This window comes from Acidobacteriota bacterium (genome assembly GCA_039030395.1).
In the GTDB taxonomy this organism is placed as follows: Bacteria; Acidobacteriota; Thermoanaerobaculia; order Multivoradales; family JBCCEF01; genus JBCCEF01.
Window position 1 is genome coordinate 18,560 of the sequence record JBCCEF010000022.1, and the last position, 17,371, is coordinate 35,930.

The window sequence follows — 17,371 nt, forward strand, 5'->3', positions numbered from 1 at the left end:
ACGACGAAGGCGCACGAAAGGTCGACACAGGGCTAAAATCGAGTGAGGGTAGCAATGGGCGGAACCCTTGGGAGAGACCCGTGAAGAGACCGACATCGCACAGTTCCGAGATCGAGCAGGCCGTTCGCCTGCTCGCCGAGGAGGCGCGGCGGCGCATCGAGCGGCATCCCTCGGGGCATCTGCTGCGCTCCGGCAAGGAAGCTCTGGATCTCTCCCTTCAGCTCGATCCCTCACCCCACAACAGCGAGGACGGGCGCGCGGCGGAGGCTCTCGACCGCGATCTCGATGCAGCCATCGAAGGCTTGATCGTCCACCGCGCCGCTTTCCGGCCGGGACGGGTCTTTTGCTTACGCTGCGCCACACCGGACTGCGAGCACGCGGTGCCGCCGTCGAGCCGCGAGGTTTTCGCCGGCTACGGCGCCACCGGCATTCCGCGCTTTCTGGACTTCGGCCAGCTCTTGTTGGAGCGGGGCGATCCGCGGGTGGATCGCCTCTATGCTCGCCCTCCGGCCCTGCTGGCGCACACCCTACGCCGCGGTCACCTCACGGCGGAGCTGCTGGAGCCCTATCGCAACCCCGAATCGGGCTTCCGAATCCACGGGCAAGTGGCCGCCGGCTGGTACGGCGTACCCGATCCAACGGGACGCCCGCAGGCGGTGGCTCTGTCCTTCCAGATCGTCTCTACCCGCCCTGGGAAGCGGGGGCGGCGGCGCTTCGGCCTCAACGTGCTCGGCATCGGCCCGGACGGACAGCCCCTGGAACAGCTCTACGACCGGCTGCGCGAGCTGCCCTGGCAGGACACCGTGCGCTGGGCCCAAACGGCCCTCGACCAGATCACCTTCCAGCGCAAAAAACCCGGCAAGAGGTCAAAGTCCGAAGAACCCCTCGAACGGCGTCTCCTCCAGGTGCTCAACGGCCTCGCCCGGCGGCTGGAGAAGCACCGCCGGGCCAAGGACCGCAAAACCCTTCACGGGCAGCAGCGCGCCCGCCAGACGGAGCGCCCCACCCACATGGCCCTGGCGGACCTCGCCAAGGCGGGAAAGGACGAGCTGCTCTACGACACCCGGCAGGAAACGCTGGTGGTGCTGGGCGCCCGCGGCCGCGCCCATGTCTTCAACCCCGCCGGCAAACTGGTGACGTCGATCCGCTACACCCCGGCGGCGATCGAAAAGCGCCGCCACCGCAAGCTGTGGCGCCGGGCGACGGCGGAGGAGATTCAGGGGCTGCGGCAGAAGGTGGCGGGGTAATCTGATGACTGAGCATCAATTGATGCCTTGACATCAATTGATGCTCCCGCCTAGTATTCCCACATGAGGACCACGCTGACGATCGATGATGATGTGGCTGGACGGCTGAAAGAACAGGCCGAGAAGCGTGGCTTGCCTTTCAAGGTGGTGGTCAACGAAACACTGCGTGCCGGTCTCGGCCCCCACCCCTCAAAGAAGCAGGCCGTGCCGAAGGTGCGTACCCACTCCTTTGGGTTCCGCCCCGATATCGACCTCGATCGCATGAACCATCTGGCTGACGACCTGGAAGCCGAGGCGTTTGCGCGGAAGCTGGAAGAGCAGCAACAGGCATGATCCTGCCGGACGTCAACGTCCTCATCCACGCGCACAATCAGGACTCGCCGATACACCAAGATGCCCTACGGTGGTGGCAAGAGTGCCTGGCTGGCCGCATCGGCGTAGGCCTTGCTTGGGTCACCTTGCTCGGCTTTCTTCGAATTTCAACCCACCGACGCATCCTCGCCAGCCCGCTCCCCCATCGCCTCGTCCTCCAGGACATCGGACGCTGGCTGGAACTACCGCACGTCCACATTCCCCATCCATCGGAAAGGCACTTTCAGATCCTCAGCCGGTTCATCGACCAGGCCGGCACCGCGGGGAACCTCACAACGGATGCACATCTCGCCGCCCTGGCGATCGATCGCGGCTACGTCCTTCATTCCACCGATCGAGATTTCGGAAGGTTCGACGGCTTGCGGTGGATCAATCCGCTCCATTGACGACGAGCCTCTAGTCGATGACCAGTTCGACGACATCCCCCGCAGCGTGCGTCCCGAGGGAGTGATTCTCTCCGGCAACGGTCACCTGCGGCGCAACAGCGCCATTGGGATCGACACCTTGCAGAATCACTTCGCCCTCCGCGTCAGTGCGAAGGTAGACGACCGAGCCGTGGCCGGTCGCGGCAAATACCTGTTCGTCTGGACCCAACGTCGCCACGCCCAGGGATACCGCCACCGGAGCTCCGGCGAGGGGCCCTCCGTCCGAGTTCTTGACTCTAAGCAGCAGCGGAGGGTCCGGCGCAGCGGCGATCTCGATCCGTCCCGTACCGGACAGAGCTCCTGGCGGTAGAAGTGTCGTGGCCGCCCGAGGATGGACGACGATGGCCACCGCTTCTTCCCCGCAAAGCCCAGGCAGCTCGACGCGACCCCGCCCGTTCGCCATCCGCGAGCATCGCCGATCCCAGACTCCATTTTCGTCATAGACGAGTATCGCCGCCCGGCCTAGTTCCCGACCGTCCTGCAGAACCAGATCCGTCGCTCCCTGGCGCTCGTCCGCTTCCAGTTCGATCGTCAGGCGCACCGGCGTCTCCGGCGGCACGACAAGTCCGCGCCGACCGGAAGGACGATAGCCGTCCCGGAGCACGGCGAGATCCAGCGGCTTGCCCGGTAAGCCACGAAGGGCCAACCGGCCATCGGCGTCTGTGTGCATCGCCACGGCATGGCCGTCCTCGGGCTCCACGTAGCGAGCCCTACCATCTCGAAAGCGTAGCGCCGGCGACGGCGGCCGGTAGCTGACCATCGCGCCCTCCAAGGGCTCGCCGGTCATCGCGTCCTCCACCCGCACCTCCAACGCCCGAGCCGATCCCAACTCGAAGTCCAACCGCCCCTCTCCGAGCAGCGCAGAACTGATGTGAAACACCCGGCAGCGGCCGGCAGCGTCACAAACCTGAAGATGATCGGACATCGAGAACAACCCCATTCGCTCGGCGGCCGGACGATCCCGCAGATCCTCCGGCAGGGCGGATCGCTTGAGGTCGAAGATATCCGCCACCTCGCCGAAGTAGAGGAGCCGGTAAAATCCGTCGTCGCCGGTCGGAAACACCCGCCGCCGCGTCACGCCGGTCAGGGTCCCTTCAATCCGCACTTCGCCCGCCACCGGTTCGCTGTCCTCGGTGATCTCACCGTAGATCTCCAGTTCCCAAAGGGGAACCGGCTCCGACGCCGGGAAGGCGTCGTCATCCGCGCTCAGGTACGGGAAGACCTTGTTGCCGAGGCCGCGTACCCGGTCGTCTCCGATCACCGCGTCCACTGAGTACTGGCCGTGATCGAGCCCGGGGAAGGTGTACTCATGCAGTCCGCGGATCAACTCTCGCGTCAGCGGCAGTTCCCGGCAGGCGCGATGGTGGAGGGAAGCGCGGTCGCCGCGGCGGAGACCGCAGCGGTAGAGGTGTAGGCGGCCCGAGGGGTGCTCCCGCCGAGGCCGGTAGTCCACCCGCAGCGTCAAGGTCGCCCGTTCTCGAAGCTGGGTCGCGGGTAATTCCCAGGCTTCACCCTCGCGGCCCTCGACGAGGAGGCGCTCGGTGCGCAGTTCCGGGTGCTCCAGCCCAATCCAGCCGGCGGTCGCTTCGACGTCCAGGAAGAACAGCGTCACGCGACCGGGTGACCACGCCGCCGCCGTGGGTAGGGTCGGCAACGCCGCATCGCGGGACACGAAGGCCGCCATCAGGGCGGCACGGTCCACCGGCTTGTTCTCGGAGTCCTCGGGCAGCAGAGCCGTCCCCATCAGCGACTGGCGACCCGGCGGCGGAGGTGAGGGAACCCCAAAGGAGATAGCTGCACCGGCCGGGCAACGGCGAGGCGAAGCGATGCCGTCGAGCCCTCGAACGGTTACGCCATAGGCCAGAATCTTCCCGGCGGGCACCCAGGCCTGCTCTCGCACCCCCGGCACCAGCGGATAGACGGCGCCATGGTCCAGAGACACCAGGTCGAGCCGAGTCAAGCGGCGAAAGTCTGTGGCCTCCTCGACCCTCACCTGGCAGGCCGGCACAGCGTGCCACACCAGGCGCTCGGAGGCGGCCCCCTCCTCGGTCACCGGGAGCACACCGGCCAGCACGGAAACATAGCCCGGCCCTTCCGCAATCCAGGACCATTCGCCCGGCGGCACTTCGAGCTTTTCGTTCAGCGGCCCAACGATCGCCGGCTCGAAGGTGCCGACGCGATACAGAAAAACCTCGCCGTCCGGCAGAAAGTGCTCCGGGCCGAGGCGACCGGCGTTCCAGTCGTCCTCGGCAACCAGGTGAAAGCTCACCTTCGCGGCGCCTAGGGGGCCAGTGAAAAGCGCAGCGAAAACTAGAGCGGCTACCGCTAGCTTGTGACTCAGTTGCGCGTTCAAGGTCGAGCAATACACAGAGTCATTTTATCTAGATAAGTAATACTTTTCATATCATGACATAGTGATTCGACCCGACATCGCTGCCAGACTCCGCACCCGAGCCTCTACTCCACCCGCAATTCCACCTCATCCGCCCTTCCGTGGTCGTCGACCACCACCAGGCGGTGCTGGCCCTTGGAAGGAATCCAAAACCTCTCGCCCGTTGCCGGGCCGTTGGCGAGGAGCTTGCCGTTCAAGAACCAGTAGAGCTGTCCGCGGCGTGGGTCGAGGTGGGAGCCGCCGCGGGCGACCAGGGCGATCTTCTGATAATCCCGGGGCACGCCTCGCCGTAGGCGATAGGGAGTGCGGGGGTCCGGCGAGACGATGCGCGGGGCGGCCACCGCCGAGCCGCCGGCACAGTCCGAAGCAACCGGTGGCAGAGCGGTGAGGGCGAGGCCGCGGGACAGGCGCCAGGCCACCAGCTCGGCGGGCGGAATCTCCACCACCTCGGCGCGGTGCGGCCGCTCGCCGAGGCAGCGGCCGGCGAGCCACTCACCGGTTTCCCGGTCGACGAAAATCCGCCGATGCATCCGGCAGGACGGCAGCCGGGTGCGGCCGGCGAGGCCGGAGATGCGCTCACGCTGAGGACAGTGCGGCCCCGGGCGATGGCGGCTGACGGCGCAGACCTCAAGACCGCGGGTGACCGGCGCTGGCGGAGCGGTAGCGCGAGTCGGCGCCGGCGTCTCCACCCCCGCCAAGGCGCGATGGACGTCGAAGAACAAGGGCCCGGCGTGGCGGCTACCGGAGATGCCCTGCGACGCCTTGCCGTCAAAGTTTCCCACCCATACGGCCACCGTCCAGCGGTCGGTGAAGCCCACCGCCCAGGCATCGCGATGACCGAAAGAGGTGCCGGTCTTCCAGGACACGGCGGGCACGTCGCGGGCCAGATTCCAGGCCTCCGGCAGATCCGGCCGGCGCACCCACTTCAGCAACGAGGCCACCTGCCGGGCGGCGCCCCGGGACAGCCAGGCTTCCTCCCCAGCCGGAGCCGCGGCCTCACCGCGGGCCTGCGGCATCAGCCAGGTGAGGGGGGCCACTCGACCGTCGTCCGCCAGGTGGGCGTAGGAGTTCGCCAGCTCCAGCAGACTGACCTCGCCGGCGCCGAGGATCAACGGTAGGCCGTACTGCGCCGCCTCACCGTCGAGGGAGACGAAGCCGCCGCTGCGCAGCCAGTCGAGGAAGGACGGCAAGCCAACGTCCGACAGCAGCCGCACGGCGGGAGCGTTGAGGGATTCCGCCAGCGCCGTGCGCAGGGTGACCCGGCCGCGATACTCGCCGTCGTAGTTTTCCGCCACGTAGCCAGCAAAGTCCGTCGGCACGTCGAGCAGGTAGGAGTCCGGAACCCAGCGGCCGGAATCGAGCGCCCGACCGTAGAGAAAGGGCTTCAAGGTCGAGCCCGGGCTGCGCCGCGCCACCACCCCGTCCACCTGTCCCTGGTGGGCCTCGTCGAAGAAGGCGGCGGAACCCACCCAGGCCCGCACGGCGCGCGTCTCGTTCTCGATCACCACCACCGCCGCGTTGCCCAGGCCCTGCTCTCGCAGCTCTCCGATGCGCCGCGCCACCACCCCTTCGGTGGCCCGCTGCACCGCCCGGTCGAGGGTGGTGGTGACGGAGCGGCCGCGGTGGCCGGCGGCCACCCGCCGAGCGAAGTGGGGCGCCGCGAAGGGAACCGGTCGCAGGGCCGTCGGCACCGGCTGGCGGCGCGCTGCCCGGGCCTCCTCGGCGGTCACCACGCCGCGCCCTTCGAGGCGTGCTAGCACGTCGCGGCGCACCCGCTCGGCGGACTCCGGATAGCGCGTCGGATCGTAGTAGGTAGGAGACCGCGGCAAGGCCGTCAGCAGAGCGATCTCGCCGGCCGAGAGGGCCGCCGGCTCCTTGCCGAAGTAGAAACGCGACGCCGCCCCGACCCCCTCCAAGTTGCGGCCGTAGGGGGCCATGTTGAGGTAGATCGTGAGCAGCTCCCGTTTGCTGTAGCGCCGTTCGAGCTGCAGCGCCCGGAAGGTCTCGATCAGCTTGTGGTCCAGGGTGCGGGCCTTGGGCTCGGCCATGCGGGCGATCTGCATGGTGAGGGTGGAGGCGCCGGAGACCACCCGCCCCTCGCGCAGATTGGTCACGGCGGCGCGCAGGATAGCGAGGGGATTGACCCCCGGGTGGCGGTAGAACCACCGGTCCTCGGAGGCGACGAGTGCGGCCACGAGCTGTGGCGGCAGCTCGTCGTAGGTCACCGGCAGGCGCCAGATCTCGTCCGCCGGCAGAAACAGCCGCAGAGGCTCACCGTCGCGATCGCGCACCGCCGTCGCCGCCGACCGCTCCAGAGCGTGCCAGGGGAACGGGAAGGCGAGATCGAGCAGCAGAAACGTGACGACCGGCAGCACGACCGCGACCACGCCGAGGCGCGGTGCCCAGCGCCACAGCCGGCGTGGACGATGACGTGGGGACCGGCTGTTCCGCCGGCGCCGGAGGGCTCTCACGGACGCCTCGCCGACACTTCGAGCACCCCGGCGGCGCCGACCGCCCGCAGGGACGGGTTGTACATCGCCTCGGCCTCGACCGGGGGCAGTTTGAAGGTGCCCGGCACCACCGCCCGCACCAGCGAGTAGAAGGTCTTCCACTGATTCGCCGACAGATCCGTGAACAGGAGCAGCCGATCGTCGCGCAGGTCGAGATAGTCCGGCAGGAGGTCCGCGTCGGTGATCCACGGCAGGGTCTCGGTCGTGTCGAGGCGCGGGTTCTCCACCTCTAGACCGGCCGGCAACAGGGTCTGGAGAACGATGTTGTCCACCTGACCGGTGATGCTCCGCACCCGGGTCTTGATGACGATCAGGTCCCCCTGGGAGATCCGCGCCGGATCCACTCGATTGCGCTCGCGGTCGAACCACTCCCGCTCCACCTCGAGGCCGGCGTTCTCCGGCCGGAAGGCCTCCTCCGTCGGCAAACCTCGGGTGTAGACGCTGTAGAAGGCGTCACCGGCTTCAAAACCGTCGTCGAAGGTGACGACCAGCGGTTCGCTCCCGGCGATCGACGGAAAGGCCGTCATCTCGGCGTCGAAGCGGCCGAGGCGGCGGCCGCCCACCGCCACTGCACCGCCGTAGTCGGCGGATTCTTCCTGCCGCCGGAACACCTCGCCCAGGGCCAGCAGGGCAAAGGCGGATTCCTGGGTGGTCCAGCCGCGGCCGGTGTCGAGGTCCCGCGCCAGCCGGTCCACCAGGGTGCCGATGCGCGGATCTCCCGGCTTGCTCTCCGCTAGGGCAAGGAGCAGCAGCGCCCGATTGCGGAGCTGTGAGCCGAGATTGCCACCGGTATGGCGGCCGATCGCCGCCGCGTCCTCGATGCCGGCGGTCAGTTCATCGACGGCCGTCGCGTCGCCGGAGTAGGCGGCGGCCAACAGCGCCCGGGACGAGGGCGAAAGATCCATCTGCTTCTGTTGGCGCAAGAAGTCCATGGTGCCGAGATCCGGACGATCCGCCCGGGCGAGGACGTAGAGCGCATAGACGGTGCGCTCCAACTCCGCCGCACCGTAGGTCGCCTTGGCCCGCGCCTGGTTGCCGGTCCAGCGCAGAGCCCCGTCGTAAAGGAAGCCCTCGACGCTGTAGCCGGCGCGGCGCGCTTCTACCAGGAAGTGGGTCGCCCACACGCTCGGCCAAGCGGCGGTCTCCCCGCCACCGGGCCACAAGGTGAAACCGCCGGTGTGGTTCTGCATCCGGCTGATCCGCCGGATGCCCTCCTCCACCGCCGCCGCCGGAGCCGGCCGGCCGGCATCCTCATTGAACAGTTCCGGTTCCAGTCGCCGCGCCAGATCTTCCAGGTAGATCAGAGGAAAGGCCGTCGAGACGGTCTGCTCCAGGCAACCGTACGGGTAACGCAACAGCCCCGCCAGCTTGCCGGCGAACTGCACCAGCGGCACCGGCCCCAGGCGCAGGGTGCGCTCCACCGAGCCCGGCCGCGCCCAGTCAGCGAGCGCCCGAACCTCCAAAGGATTGCCGTCCACCGGACCGGCCTGCTCCACCACCCGGTACGGCAGGTGAGAGCGCATCGGCAAGGCCACCTCCGAGCGCGCCGCTTCGCCGTTGCCTTGGACCACCACCTTCAGCTCGGCCAGGGAGCCGGCGTCCGGCGCGACGATCGGCACGTAGGTCACCGCCTCGGAACCGTCCGGCACGCTGACCTTGCCTTTCACCGGCTCGCCGAGGCCTTCGATGCGGACCTCGAAATCGCCCGCGGAACCGGTATCGTTGCGCACCGTCACCGGAATGTTTGCCTGGTCGCCCCAGGCGAGGAAGCGGGGGAAGGTGGGGGTGACCACCAGCGGATCGCGCACCCGCACCATCTGTTCCTCGGAACCGAAACGGCGACCGTCCGCAGCCACCACCATCACCCGCAGCGCCCCCTGGAAGTTGGGCACCTCGAAGGAGGTCTCCACCCGGCCGTCGGCCCCGGCGGTCAGTGGTCCGGACCAGTAGGCCACCGGCACCACCCGCCGGATGCTGTCCGTCTGGACGTACTGCGCCATGCCGGCGCCGGCGGCGCCGCCGCCCACGGCCAGGTCGCCGGCCACCGGCACCTCCGGCAGAAGCAGCGAGAAGCCGTCGAAGGTGCGCACGCTCAGGCCGAGCTTGCGGTAGAAGAAGGCGAAGGGATCCGCCGTCGCCTGGGAGACGAGTTGCAGGATCCCTTCATCCACCGCCGCCACCGTCACCGTCGCTCCGGGAGCCGCCGCGACGGCCACCTCCAGACTGCGCTCGGAGCGCATTTCCTCCGGCGCCACGATCTCTAGATCCAGCCGGTTGGAAGTGCGGTCGACGGAGATCGGCACCGCTCCGAAGGCGCGGGTGACCTCGCCGTCGCCCAGGTCGTCAGCGTTTCTCACCACCAGCGCCGTGACGTAGGCGTTCGGCCGCAGGGCACCGGACAGCGGAATGCTCAAGGTGGCGGTATTGCCGGTGAGTTCGTGCAACTCCGTGTGGAAGATGCGGTCCCGCTCCACGGTCAGCAGCAGCCGGCCGGCAAAGGGCGCGCGCACCTGTACCACCGCCGTGTCGCCGGGGCCGTACTCGCCGCGGTCGAGATCCAGCTCGACCCGCGCCGGGTTGTCGATCGCCCAAGGGGCATAGCCCCAGCCGGAGGCGTAGAAGCCGACCTCCGTCGAGGCGGAGGTTTGAAGATCCGTCAGCACTACCCGGTAGGCGCCGGTCTCCGGCGGAGTGAAGGAGAAGGCCGATCGGCCGTCCGGCGCGGTCAGAGCAAGGGTGTCGACCAGCGTCGCCTCGCGGCTCGACTCGTAGCGGTAGGTACCCGAGGGGGTGCGCCGCAGCACGGTGTTCCAGCGGTCGCGGAACAGTTCCGCCCGCAGTCCCTCTGCGGCCACCGCCTGGCCCGCGGGATCGACCGTCACCAGTTCGAACTCTGTCGCCTGCCCCGGCTCGCCGTAGCCTTCGGCGACCTTGCGCAGACCCGGGTAGTAAGGAACCGGGTGAACGGCCACCCGCTGCCGCGCGGTGACCCCGCGGCCGCCGCGCTCCGAAACCCGCGCGGTGAGGATCGCCTGCAGGCTCGACGGCGCCGTCAGGCCGCGCGGCACGGCGACGGCAAATCGCTTGCGGCCTTCGGCGTCGAGGGTGCCTTCTTCGGTCAGCAGCGGTTGATCCTCGAAGCGGCGGTCACCGTTGCGGAAAATGAAACCCTCGAAGCCCTCCGGGGCGAAGGTCGAATCCACCAGGCGCACCCGCGCCTCCACCGGCAGATCGGCCCCCGGCGGACCGAAGAGGTAACGCCCCTCCACCTCGAAGGACAATTCTTCGCCGGGCAGCGGCGCCTCGCCAGGGGTGATAGCCGCCTTGATGCGATCCGGGATGAATTCCTCCACCTGGAACAGGTAGCGGCTCACTACCGCGTTGCCGATCTCCAGGTCCAAGCTGTGATTGCCGGTCAGGGAGTAGGCCGGCAGCTCCAGCTCGAAGGGCACCAGGCCCTTGTCGTCGGAAGTCTTGCGCAGGAGGTCCCGTTCCCGGCCGCGCGGATCGCGATGGCGCAGCACCACCGGCAAGGCCGCCGGCGCGGCGAGGGCGGCATCCCGCAGGATGCCCAATCCCTCGACCGTTTCGCCCGGCCGATAGAGATCCCGTTCGCCGTAGAGGAAGGCCGAATAGCCCTGAGCGCTCAGCGGGGCACCGCCCACATCCAGGCCGGTGGTATCCACCCGCGCCTGATCGAGCACCAGAAAGCTGAAATCGTCGCCGCGCTCCACCGTCACTAGGTAGGGTCGGGCGTTGTCGGAGCCGAGCCTGGCGGCCAAATCGCCGCCGAGGCGCCAAAGGCCTCGCGCGTCCGTCCGGCCCTCGGCAACTAGCTGATTCTGGCTCGACAGCAGCCGCACCCGCGCCCCGGCGACGGCCGCGAGATCGTCGAGGGACGAAACCACCACCAGAAAGTCGTCGCCGGACTGCTTGGCGACCACTCCGAGGTCGGTCAGCAGCACCCATCGGGTCGAGCCGCGCCAGTTACCCCGCCGGGTGACGGAAGCGCGGTAGAGGCCGGGACCTTCGAGATCGGCGTATTGGTCCAGGGTCACCGTCGTCGCGACCTTGCGGTTGCGGCCGCCCTCCACCCTCAGCTCGACGCTCCGCAACCTTCCCCCCATGGCGTGCCGGGGGGTCGAAACATAGCCGGTCGAGCCAGTGGCCGAAAATCCTCCCTCCTGCAGGGCATAGAACAGGTTGTTCAAATACACCCGGTCGATCGCCAGGGTGAAGCGGTCGACATTGACCGTCTCCACCGCCAGGGTGCGGGAACCGCTCGCCGGCAGGAACATGCCAGCACCGCGAATCTCAATGGAGGGTTCGAGGTTGGGCAGCGACACCTTCTGCTCGAAGGCCTCCTTCAAGGAGGCGCCATCGCCCGCCGGTAGACCGGCGGCGAGCTGCACCGTGTAGGTGGAGCCCGGCACCATCGCCCCGGTGGCGATCAGCTCGTTGCGACTGGCCGACAGGCGGAGATCCGCCACCGCCGGTTCGAGGGTGAGGAACCGCTGGGCGACGGACGGGGCCACCGGCGACGACAGGCGGATGCGCAGGGACGACTCGCTCTCGCCCGGTTGCGCCTGTACTCCACGCACCGCCAGCACCTCCCGCGAGCCGACGGGGATTTCCTGGGTGAAAGGTCCGGCGAGCGGCACGTTGCCGTTCGCCGGGGTCAGATCCTCGACGATCGAAAAGGCGAGCGAGCGCTCGGCCTTGCTCTTGGTCACCGGCCCGGTGCGGAAACCGACCACCGCCGCCGGCCAGTAGGTCTCCAGCTCCACCGGCACGTCCTGAGCGCCGTCCTCGAGGGCGATCAGGGGAGCCAGTTCCTCCGGATTCACCGGGTAGTTGAAGCGCAGCTCGCCGCGGTAGATCACCTGCGCATCGGCGCCATCCGGCGCCGGCTCTTCGTAGACGTCCACCTGCTCCACCAGGAATTGATCCGTCACCACCCGCTGGACGGACTCCCCCACCAACCGTTCGCCCTGCCCGAGGATGCGGTCCGCAATGAGCGAGATTTCGATCTCCGTGGCGGCCGGCAGCGCGCCGGTAGCTTCGAACCGCAGCACCCCACGATCGCGCCAGCGCCACACGCCGCCGACGGCGGGATGGAGGGTGGCCGGCGGCGGCGCCAGCACGTCGCCCACCAACCCCTCGCCCAGCGGCCGGTCAAAGTGCACCTCCAGAAACTTGCGCCCTTCGCGATCGAGCACCACGTCGAACACGGCGACCTCGTCCGTCCCGCCCTCACGGCGCTCGGCGTCCGCTTCGCCCCGCCAGAGAAGCCCTCCGAGCACCAGCACGACGAGGCCCAACAGCGCGATCAAGATGTCCTTCCACTCCCAGCGTCCGGCCATTTCTACATTCCCCTTTCGAATTCAGGCGGCTAACTTAGCAGCCACCGTCGGCGAATCTGGCAAGATCTTCCGGTGATCCTCCGCCCCTTTGCGACCCTGCTTTCGGTTCTGCTGCCAGCCTCGACCGCTCTCCCGGTGGCGAATGACCGTGACCGACTCAACGCCGGCGAGGCCATCGTCCGCCTGGAGACAACCGCTAGCCCCGGCGAACCGCGCCTCGGCGAGATCCGCCGGGTCCTCGATCAACCGGCCGATCGCCTCTTCCGCGCCATCCTCGACTGCCATCACTATCGGGAATTCATGCCCTACGTCACCGCATCCGATGGCAAACTCGTGGCGCAGGGCACCATTGACTGCCGGCAAACAGTGAAAACGCCCTTCAGCCGCAGGTTGCGCTCCTTCACCGTGCGACTCCGGCCGGCCGGTTCCACGGCACCCGACGGCACCAGTGGGAAGGTGACATACACTGCGAGCTGGTCGCTGGCGCCCGGATCGGAACACGACATCGAAACCAGCCGCGGCCGGTGGACCCTCACCGAATGGTCGCCGGGCCGTACCTTGGTTCACCTGCGGTGGGTGCAGGACTTCCGCCTGCCGACGCGCCTGCAAGATCGAGCCACCTCGGCCAGCCTGCCCTGGATCCTCGACGGCCTGCGCCAGCAGACCAACCGTTGCCGATACGATGTACCGCGCGCCGCCGGCTGCCGCGAAGCACCCCCGATTCTCCCATCTCAGACTCCACGACCTTGAGTGACCCGCCGCATGAGTGAAGACAGTCTCTACGAAATCGTCATGGCCGCGGCGGCCGATGCTCCCCTACCGCCGCCCAAGGCGCCGCGTCCGTCGGCCTCGGTCATTCCCTGGCGCAGGATCAGGGACCGAATCCAGGTGTATTGGGTGCGCCGAACCAATGCGCTGGCCTTCATGGGCGGCTGGTACGCCTTCCCCGGAGGCGGTCTGTCCCGCAAGGACCTTCCGGTACCCGTCGCCGGCTCCCCGCAGGCGGTTCCGGAGCCTTTCGCAGCGACCGTTTTCCTGGACGACGGCCATCACGAGACGCCGCCGGACCTGGTGCCGGGACTCACCGCCTGCGTGCTGCGCGAGCTGTTCGAGGAAACCGGCCTCTTGCTCACCACGGAACCGATGCCGGAGACGGTGCTCGCCCGACTGTCGCAGGAGCGCCAGCAACTTCTCGGCAAGCAACGTCCCTTCGCCGAGCTGCTGAACGACCTGGGCGTTGAGCTGTCCGCCGACCGGCTCACCTTCGCCGGTCGCTGGCTGACGCCGCCGCTCGCTCCGATGCGTTTCGACAACCGCTTTTTCCTGCTCGAATGGCCGGAATCGGAACGCCTGCAGCCGGAGATCTTCCCCGGCGAACTCGACGCCGGCGAGTGGATCGACCCGGCGGAAGCCCACGCCCGCTGGAGCGAGGGAGACGTGGTGACGGCGCCGCCCATCCTCCATGCCCTCAAGGTGCTGGCCGATGCCGGACCCGTCGACGGCCTGGCCCGCCTCCAGCAGCCGGACGAAGCGAGCCTCGGCCCCTTCCGGCGCATTGAGTTTCGGCCGGGGGTGATCCTGCTGCCGCTGGAAACGGCTACCCTGCCGCCGGCCAATCGCACCAACGCCATTCTCCTCGGCACCCGGGAGCGGGTGCTGATCGATCCGGGCTCGTCGCTTCCGGCGGAGCAAGAGAAGCTCGAAGCGGCCATCGCCGCCCTGCCGCCGGGCACCGTCACCGCCATCTGGCTCACCCACCATCACCCGGACCATATCGGCGGGGTGGAGCGAGCGAGACAGGCCTTGAAGGTGCCGGTCCTCGCCCACCGCCTCACCGCGGAACGGCTCGCCGAACGCGACATCCGAGTCGACGGCTTCTTGGAGGACGGCGAGGTGCGGGTGCTGAACGGTGAGCCCCCCTTTCCGGTGCGCATCTTCCACACGCCGGGGCACGCCCGCGGGCACCTGTGTTTTCTGGAAGAAAACCGCCGCTCCCTGATCGGCGGCGATCTGGTGGCGGGCTTCGGCACCATTGTCATCGACCCGCCGGAAGGCGACATGGACGACTACCTCCACTCCCTCGAACGGATGGCAGACCTTGCCCCGGGCACCCTCTTCCCGGCCCATGGTCCGCCGTTGCGGGACGCCACCGGCAGCTTCCGCCACTACATCGAGCACCGCCTGTGGCGCGAGGCCAAGGTGCTCGCCGCCTGGCGCGACGGCCTGCGCGAGCCGGCGGCGATCCGGCCGCAGGTGTACGAAGACACCCCCAAGCCGGCCTGGCCGCTGGCCGAGCGTCAGATCAAGGCGCACTTACAGCGGCTGGATCGGGCCGGTCGATTGGCAGGCTAGTGAAGTAGGGCTTCGCCCTAGTTCTTATCAGCAGCGTGCCAACGGTACCCATTCACTTGTCCTCCCTTGCTATGAAACAAGCATGGTGCTATTTTCGTAGCATATCCGAGGGAGAGGCCGATGAGTGACGAAATCTACGACCGTTTGAGCCGCAGGGAACGACAGATCATGGACATTCTGTTCGAGCAGAAGGAGGCCACGGCGGAGGAGGTCCGCTCGCGGCTGCCCGATCCGCCGAGCTACTCCGCCGCCCGGGCGATGCTCGCCAAACTGGAAGAGAAGGGCTACATCCGGCACAGCGAGCGCAACCTTCGCTATGTCTATCGGCCCGCCGTATCGCGCCGGAAGGTACAAGCTTCGGCCGCTTCTCGACTGCTGCGAGTCTTCTTCGACCGCTCCTTGGCGGACGCCGTACGGGGCCTTCTCGACACCTCCTCGGACCGTCTTTCGGACCGTGAGCTCGACCAGGTTGCCGAGATGATCGAACAAGAACGCCAACGCCGGAGGAACGAAAAATGATCGCTCTCCTCTGGAGCCGAACGTCCGAAGTCCTCGCCGCGACCGGGCCTGCCGGCCCATGGCTACTGCAGGGGACGGCGGTGCTGCTGCTTGGAATGGTGGTTGCCATGCTCCTCCGGCGGGCCTCCGCGAGCACTCGCCACGGCGTTTGGCTGGCGACCCTGGTCGGCCTCCTGGCTCTGCCGCTGGCCACCCTCCTGTTGCCGACGTATTCGATTGCCGTCCTTCCCGCCTCGCCGTCGCCTGCGGTGGAATCTCCGGAGGGCCGGAGCAGTACCCCTCAGAACGACCTACCGGCTGCCGCGACCGGCACGGTCCGGACGCCGCCGGCTGCCTCGGGCGCCGTTCAGAGGTCGCCGGGTTCTCGGTCGGGAATATCCCTGGCAGCGGCCCTGGGCATCGCCTACGGAGCGGGCCTTCTAGCGGTTTTGGGTTGGCTTGCCGTCGGCGTATTGCGGGCCCTGCGCCTAGTCCACCGGGCCCGGCCCGTGGCGCGGGATCACCCTCTGCGGCGGCAGTTCCCCCAGCTCGGCGCGCGGCAAGCTCAACCTCGTCTCCTGCTCTCGTCGGAGGTCGATGTGCCGCTGACCCTCGGAGCCCGGCGGCCCGCCATCCTCCTACCCGCCGCGGCGGAGTCGTGGCCCACCGCGGAGGTTCGCCGCGCGCTGGTGCACGAGCTCGCCCACATCGAGCGCGGGGACTGGCTCGCCCATCTCCTCGCGGGGTTGGCGTGCGCCTGCTACTGGTTTCACCCGCTCGCCTGGTTCGCCGGTCGACAACTCGCCTTGGAAGCCGAACGGGCGGCGGATGACCGCGTGCTCCTAGGCGGCGCCGAAGCCACTGGCTATGCCGACCAGCTGGTCGCCCTGGCGCGGCGCCTGCGGACTACACCGCTTTCCACCCTGCCGATGGCGCGGAGCAGCCAACTGCCGGTTCGCGTTCGCTCGATCCTCAATTCACAGCAAAGGAGATCTCCCATGAATCGAGTCCTGAAATTCGCCCTCTCGTCGCTCTTCGTCGCGGCGATTCTGCCGCTCGCCGCCGCCCGCTTGACGCCAGCCCAGGCCACCGCCAGCGGCGAGATCCCGGACCTCTATGCCGCGGCGGCCGAAGGCGACGTCCGCACCGCCCGCCAGCTCATCGACGACGGAGCGGATGTCGACCAGAAAGTCGCCGGACGGGGCACCCCGCTCATCGTCGCGGCGGCCGAGGGCGATCTGGAGATGGTCGAGCTGCTGCTCGCCGAGGGCGCGGACGTCGGCCTGACCGAAACCCGCGGCCCCCGCCGTTCCGGCCTGCAGCGCTCCGCCCTCACCACCGCCGCCGGAGCGGGACACCTGGCGATCGTCGAAACACTCCTTGCGGCCGGGGCCGAGGTCGACATGGCGCCGCGTGGAGACGCCACCGCCTTGATCGAGGCGATCCGCTCGGGACACACAGACATCGCTTTGCTGCTCCTCGACAGCGGCGCCGACCCGGATCGCAAAATGCGCAACGACGGCAGCCCGTTGATCGCCGCCGCCCGGCGCGGGGACCTGGTCCTCACCGAGGCCCTGCTGGCCCAAGGCGCCGATCCGAGCGCCCGCGTCAACACCGATGAGAACCCGATCTACCACGCCATCCGCGGCGGACACGAGCAGATCGTCCGCGCCCTCATCCAAGCCGGAGCCTCGGTAGAAGCCGAATGGCAAGGCGACGGAACGGCTCTCATCGAAGCCGCCCGGCGCGGCGAAGAAGGACTGGTCGAAGAACTCTTGGATTCCGGCGCCGACCCGAATCAAGCCGTCAACGGAGACGGCAGTCCGCTGATCCAGGCCGCCGCCCGGGGTGATCTCGTCGTCATCGAACTGCTCCTCGACCGCGGCGCCGACGTCAATCAGGGCGTCATCGGTGACGGCAACCCCTTGATCGCCGCCGCCGGATCGGGGCACGTTCCAGCGCTCGAGATGCTGATCCGCGCGGGCGCCGAAGTCGACCGCGTCGTCCCAGGAGACGAAAACGCCCTCATCCAAGCGGCCGGCCACGGATATTTACCGGCGGTCGAATACCTGGTCTCCGAAGGAGCGGACGTCAACGCCCGAGTCATCACCGACGACGGAGAACTGCGCACCCCCTTGAATCGGGCCGAACTGCGCGGTCACCAGCAGGTAGTGAACTACCTGCGGTCGATGGGCGCTCGCGAGTAACCTCT

10 protein-coding genes are annotated in these 17,371 nt (G+C 68.4%); 7 read left to right on the forward strand and 3 right to left on the reverse strand.

Annotated features, from left to right (window positions below):
• Nucleotides 1–80 precede the first annotated feature (80 nt).
• The 3 genes from AAF481_16740 (at nt 81) to AAF481_16750 (ending at nt 2,005) form a co-directional block, all read left to right on the forward strand.
• A complete protein-coding gene (locus AAF481_16740; GenBank protein MEM7482822.1) occupies nt 81–1,247 on the forward strand; it encodes a hypothetical protein in 1,167 nt (388 codons plus the stop codon).
• 63 nt (nt 1,248–1,310) lie between these two features.
• Nucleotides 1,311–1,580: a hypothetical protein gene (locus tag AAF481_16745; protein MEM7482823.1), complete on the forward strand. Its 270-nt coding sequence runs from the start codon at nt 1,311–1,313 to the stop codon at nt 1,578–1,580.
• Complete coding sequence (locus AAF481_16750; protein MEM7482824.1) at nt 1,577–2,005, forward strand: type II toxin-antitoxin system VapC family toxin; 429 nt, start codon at nt 1,577–1,579, stop codon at nt 2,003–2,005. The genes AAF481_16745 and AAF481_16750 overlap by 4 nt, the downstream gene beginning before the upstream one ends.
• 10 nt (nt 2,006–2,015) lie before the next feature.
• Here AAF481_16750 and AAF481_16755 read toward each other — a convergent pair whose 3' ends face one another.
• From AAF481_16755 to AAF481_16765, 3 genes are all read right to left on the reverse strand, one after another.
• Nucleotides 2,016–4,313, reverse strand: coding sequence for a carboxypeptidase-like regulatory domain-containing protein (locus AAF481_16755; protein ID MEM7482825.1), 2,298 nt, complete (start codon nt 4,311–4,313; stop codon nt 2,016–2,018).
• Nucleotides 4,314–4,501: 188 nt separating this feature from the next.
• The gene (gene pbpC / locus AAF481_16760) at nt 4,502–6,907 is read right to left on the reverse strand and encodes a penicillin-binding protein 1C (protein ID MEM7482826.1); all 2,406 of its coding nucleotides are present in this window, start codon (nt 6,905–6,907) and stop codon (nt 4,502–4,504) included.
• Nucleotides 6,904–12,309, reverse strand: a complete 5,406-nt coding sequence (locus AAF481_16765; protein ID MEM7482827.1) for an MG2 domain-containing protein — start codon at nt 12,307–12,309, stop codon at nt 6,904–6,906. Before AAF481_16765 ends, pbpC begins: the two co-directional genes overlap by 4 nt.
• A 72-nt stretch (nt 12,310–12,381) precedes the next feature.
• Between AAF481_16765 and AAF481_16770 the strand changes: the two genes are divergently transcribed.
• The 4 genes from AAF481_16770 to AAF481_16785 all read left to right on the forward strand — a co-directional run bounded on the left by AAF481_16770 (nt 12,382) and on the right by AAF481_16785 (nt 17,366).
• Nucleotides 12,382–13,059 carry an SRPBCC family protein gene (locus tag AAF481_16770; GenBank protein MEM7482828.1) on the forward strand — a complete coding sequence of 226 codons (678 nt, stop codon included), beginning with the start codon at nt 12,382–12,384 and terminating at the stop codon, nt 13,057–13,059.
• 12 nt (nt 13,060–13,071) lie between these two features.
• On the forward strand, nt 13,072–14,661 hold the full coding sequence (locus AAF481_16775) for an MBL fold metallo-hydrolase (GenBank protein ID MEM7482829.1): 1,590 nt from the start codon (nt 13,072–13,074) through the stop codon (nt 14,659–14,661).
• 120 nt (nt 14,662–14,781) lie between these two features.
• Nucleotides 14,782–15,180, forward strand: a complete 399-nt coding sequence (locus AAF481_16780) for a BlaI/MecI/CopY family transcriptional regulator (protein ID MEM7482830.1) — start codon at nt 14,782–14,784, stop codon at nt 15,178–15,180.
• Complete coding sequence (locus AAF481_16785; GenBank protein ID MEM7482831.1) at nt 15,177–17,366, forward strand: ankyrin repeat domain-containing protein; 2,190 nt, start codon at nt 15,177–15,179, stop codon at nt 17,364–17,366. Before AAF481_16780 ends, AAF481_16785 begins: the two co-directional genes overlap by 4 nt.
• Nucleotides 17,367–17,371: the final 5 nt, after the last annotated feature.

Excerpts from the sequence above, each read along its gene's own strand:
- AAF481_16745 (MEM7482823.1), top strand. The coding sequence starts at position 1,311 with ATGAGGACCACGCTGACGATCGATGATGATGTGGCTGGACGGCTGAAA.
- AAF481_16750 (MEM7482824.1), top strand. The coding sequence starts at position 1,577 with ATGATCCTGCCGGACGTCAACGTCCTCATCCACGCGCACAATCAGGAC.
- AAF481_16765 (MEM7482827.1), bottom strand. The coding sequence starts at position 12,309 with ATGGCCGGACGCTGGGAGTGGAAGGACATCTTGATCGCGCTGTTGGGC.
- AAF481_16775 (MEM7482829.1), top strand. The coding sequence starts at position 13,072 with ATGAGTGAAGACAGTCTCTACGAAATCGTCATGGCCGCGGCGGCCGAT.
- AAF481_16780 (MEM7482830.1), top strand. The coding sequence starts at position 14,782 with ATGAGTGACGAAATCTACGACCGTTTGAGCCGCAGGGAACGACAGATC.
- AAF481_16785 (MEM7482831.1), top strand. The coding sequence starts at position 15,177 with ATGATCGCTCTCCTCTGGAGCCGAACGTCCGAAGTCCTCGCCGCGACC.